We start from the raw sequence: 3,624 nt of genomic DNA, 5'->3' as shown, positions 1-3,624 counted from the left end.
CACGGTTCTTGGCATCTGCACGGCCGTGGGCAAGGAAGACGTGTTTTCTCTGGACGACATGTCGCGCCGGATGAACCTCACGCATGCGGAAATTTCGCTGCGCATCAATAACGCCATTGCCGACGTGACCGACCGCGCCCTGCGCAGAAAAGATCTGCGCATCGGCGGCCTGTACACCTCCGGCGGCGAAGTCACGGTGTCTGTCATCCGCACGCTGGGGGCAGGCGGCTTTACGGTACGCGACCAGGTTCTGCCCCTTGCCGTCTACGGACATATTATCGGCGGCGTACAGGACAATCTGCCAATGATCACCAAGGGCGGCTTTGTGGGCGACAAAAACAGCCTGGTGGAATGCGTGGAATACCTCTTTACCAAGATATCCACGCGCAAGCGCCCATCATAACACGCATAAAAACAAGGAAAACATATGAAACCTCTCATTTGCGCCCCCATGGGCGACCCGGCCGGAATCGGCCCGGAAATTCTGGCAGCGTCTCTTGTGGATCCGGTGGTAACCGAAGCCGCCCGCGTGCTTGTGGTGGGCAATACCGAAATCATGCGACGCGCCGCAGCCCTCATGCATGTGAACCCTGATTTCAACGAGGTTGATGAAAATCTCGATGGCTGGCGCGAAGGCGCAGCCAATATCCTGAATATGGACAATCTGGATCTGGCCGATTTTGCCTATGGCAAAATTCAGGGGCAGTGCGGCAAGGCGGCCTTTGAGTATATCAAAAAGGCCGTTGAGCTGACCTTGGCGGGCAAGGCCCATGTGCTTGCCACCACGCCCATCAACAAGGAATCGCTCAAGGCGGGCGGCGTGCCCTATATCGGGCATACCGAAATCCTGGGCGACCTCACGGGCACGGCCGATCCCCTGACCATGTTCCAGGTGCATGGCCTGCGCGTTTTCTTTCTCAGCCGCCATCTTTCGCTCGTGGACGCCTGCCGGGCCGTGAAAAAAGACCGCGTTCTGGACTATCTGACCCGCTGCACCGATGCCATGCGCCTGCTGGGCATTGAAAATCCCTCCATTGTGGTGGCCGGGCTTAACCCGCACTGCGGCGAGCACGGCCTTTTCGGCAATGAAGAAGATGTGGAGATCGTTCCGGCCATTGAAGAGGCCAAAAAGCGCGGACTCAACGCACACGGCCCCAATCCTGCCGACTCGGTCTTTCATTTTGCCCTCAAGGGCGCATGGGACGCGGTGCTGTCGCTGTATCACGATCAGGGGCATATCGCGACCAAGATGGTGGATTTTGAGCGCACCATCTCCCTGACCCTCGGCATGCCCATACTGCGCACGTCCGTGGATCACGGCACGGCCTTTGACATTGCCGGAAAGGGTCAGGCCAGTGCCGTAAGCATGGTGGAGGCCATACGCCTTGCCGCCCTGTACGCCCCCGGCTTCAGGCATGCTCACGCCTGAAACCGGACGAACTGAAATGATCAGGCCGCCGACGCCCTGCGGGCAGCCTGTTGCCCCTGCACACCCTGCCTCGGCAGTTCGCCGGGCCAGAACGCAACCGCCGTTGGGAGAGTGATGATGGGAACCGCTCAAGCTTTTGGAATCGGCTATTCAATGACAATGCTGGCGATTGCTATCGCCATCGTCATTGTGCTGTGCATCTGGTTCAAGATACACGCCTTTGTCTCACTGACCACCGCAAGCCTGTTTCTGGCGCTGACCCACAATATGGAGCTGGCGAAGATTGTGGTGGCCTTTGAAGGCGGCCTTGGCAAAACTCTGGGCTTTCTGGCGCCCATTCTCGCCCTTGGGGCCATTCTGGGCAAACTTATGGAGGTTTCGGGCGCGGCGGAAAGGCTGGCGCGCACCCTCATACGCATTCTCGGCCAGTCGCGGGCGCACTGGGCCATGATGATCGTGGGCTATGTTTGCGGCATTCCCGTCTTTCTTCAGGTCGGCATTATCCTGCTCACGCCGCTGATGTTCTCCATTGTCAAAGAATCCAAACTGCCCCTTATCCAGGTGGGCATGGCCCTTGTGGTGGCCCTGACCACGGTGCACTGCATCGTGCCGCCCCATCCGGCGGCCATGGCCGTTACCGACCTGCTCAAGGCCGATGTGGGCAAGGTCATCTTTTTCGGCCTGCTGGTGGGCCTGCCCGCCGCCTGCGTGGCCGGACCCATTTACGGCAAGTTCATTGCCAGGCGGCTGCCCCCCGTCCCCCTTACCGGAGCCTATGCCGACACCGAGCCGCGCAAGGAATCGGAACTGCCCCCCTTTGGCAGCACGCTTTTCGTGGTTCTGCTGCCGCTGCTGCTCATGATTGCCAAAACCGTTGTGGAACTGAGCATCGACAAGCAGAATCCCCCTGTTTACATGACCTATGTGAACTTTATCGGCACGCCCATGATCGCCCTGTTCATCTCGGCAGTGGTGGCCTACTTTGTGCTGGGCCGCGCACGCGGCTTCAACTGGGATCAACTCGGCCGCTTCAGCGAATCGGGCATGGCTCCTCTGGCGTCCATCATGCTTGTCATCGGCGCTGCGGGAGCGCTCAACCAGATCATCACCGACAGCGGCGTGGGCCTTGTGCTCAAGCAGGTGCTCACCAGCCTTCAGGTAAGCCCCCTCATCCTGGCCTGGATTATCGCCATCACGCTGCGCTTTGCCCTCGGCAGCGCCACCGTGGCCATGATGACAGCCGCGGGCCTTATCCTGCCGGTGCTCGGCTCCAACCCGCAGCTTGACCCTGCCCTCATGGCTATCGTCATCGGAGCCGGGGCCATCGGCGCTTCGCAGGTGACGGACTCCGGCTTCTGGTTCGTCAAAGAATCACTCGGCATTCCTATGGCATCCATGTATGCTACCTACACGGCGGGCACGACCATCGCCGCTGTGCTGGGCCTGGGCGGAACCCTGCTGCTGCAGATGTTCCTCTAGACACTGTCTAGAATATTTACCGCCTGAAACGCCTCGGGCGACTGCGCGGGCATACCCGGCAATGTCCGGGCATCTCAATATATCCGGGCATACCCGGACAGCGCACGGCCTTCCTGGGCGGAAAAGTTCCTTTCTGCCCGGGAACCGTGCGCCTGCAACGAAAAAACATGAATAGCAAAATCGGGACCTCAACGTCCTGCTGCCGCCAGATTTTTTCAGGCTGTCGCGCTGCTGCCCTGAACTGTGAAAAATCCGGCCTTGCGCAGCGCGGCGATGCCCACAAGCCGTCGCAAGCTGGCGCACTCCGGCCATGCGACTGCCTCAAGCGTAAAATGCCATAAGGAGCATTGCATGAAAATCGTCATTGCGCCGGATTCATACAAGGAATGCCTGTCGGCCCTGCAAGTCGCCACGCTTATAGAGTCGGGCTTTCGCGAGATATTCCCCAAGGCGGACTATATCAAGGTTCCCGTGGCCGACGGCGGCGAAGGCACGGTGGAAGCAATGGTGGAAGCAACCCAGGGAACCCTTGTGCCGGTGACGGTCAGGGGACCCCTCGGCAATCCCGTAAAAGCCTTTTATGGCCTTACAGGCGATGGCGGCACGGCCGTCATTGAAATGGCAACGGCCAGCGGCCTGGGCCTTGTGCCGCCGGAACAGCGCAATCCCCTGCAGACCACAAGCTACGGCACAGGCGAACTCATCCGCTCGGCCCT

At 59.9% G+C, this 3,624-nt stretch carries 4 protein-coding genes; all 4 read left to right on the top strand.

Going from position 1 to position 3,624, the window contains the following annotated elements:
- The coding region (locus tag V6C07_RS04500; protein ID WP_333535169.1) for a nucleotide-binding domain containing protein at nt 1-403 on the top strand (403 nt) is incomplete at its 5' end.
- Between the two features lie 24 nt (nt 404-427).
- Nucleotides 428-1,429, top strand: a complete 1,002-nt coding sequence (gene pdxA / locus V6C07_RS04495; RefSeq protein ID WP_333535168.1) for a 4-hydroxythreonine-4-phosphate dehydrogenase PdxA — start codon at nt 428-430, stop codon at nt 1,427-1,429.
- Nucleotides 1,430-1,543: 114 nt separating this feature from the next.
- Nucleotides 1,544-2,908: a GntT/GntP/DsdX family permease gene (locus V6C07_RS04490; protein ID WP_333535167.1), complete on the top strand. Its 1,365-nt coding sequence runs from the start codon at nt 1,544-1,546 to the stop codon at nt 2,906-2,908.
- A gap of 351 nt (nt 2,909-3,259) precedes the next feature.
- Nucleotides 3,260-3,624: glycerate kinase (locus V6C07_RS04485; RefSeq protein ID WP_333535166.1), on the top strand; the 365-nt coding region annotated here is incomplete at its 3' end.

It is taken from the genome of Desulfovibrio sp. 1214_IL3152 (genome assembly GCF_036763055.1).
In the GTDB taxonomy this organism is placed as follows: domain Bacteria; phylum Desulfobacterota; class Desulfovibrionia; order Desulfovibrionales; family Desulfovibrionaceae; genus Desulfovibrio.
The sequence above is the reverse complement of the archived record's forward strand: the minus strand, read 5'-3'. Positions and strand labels throughout refer to the sequence as shown.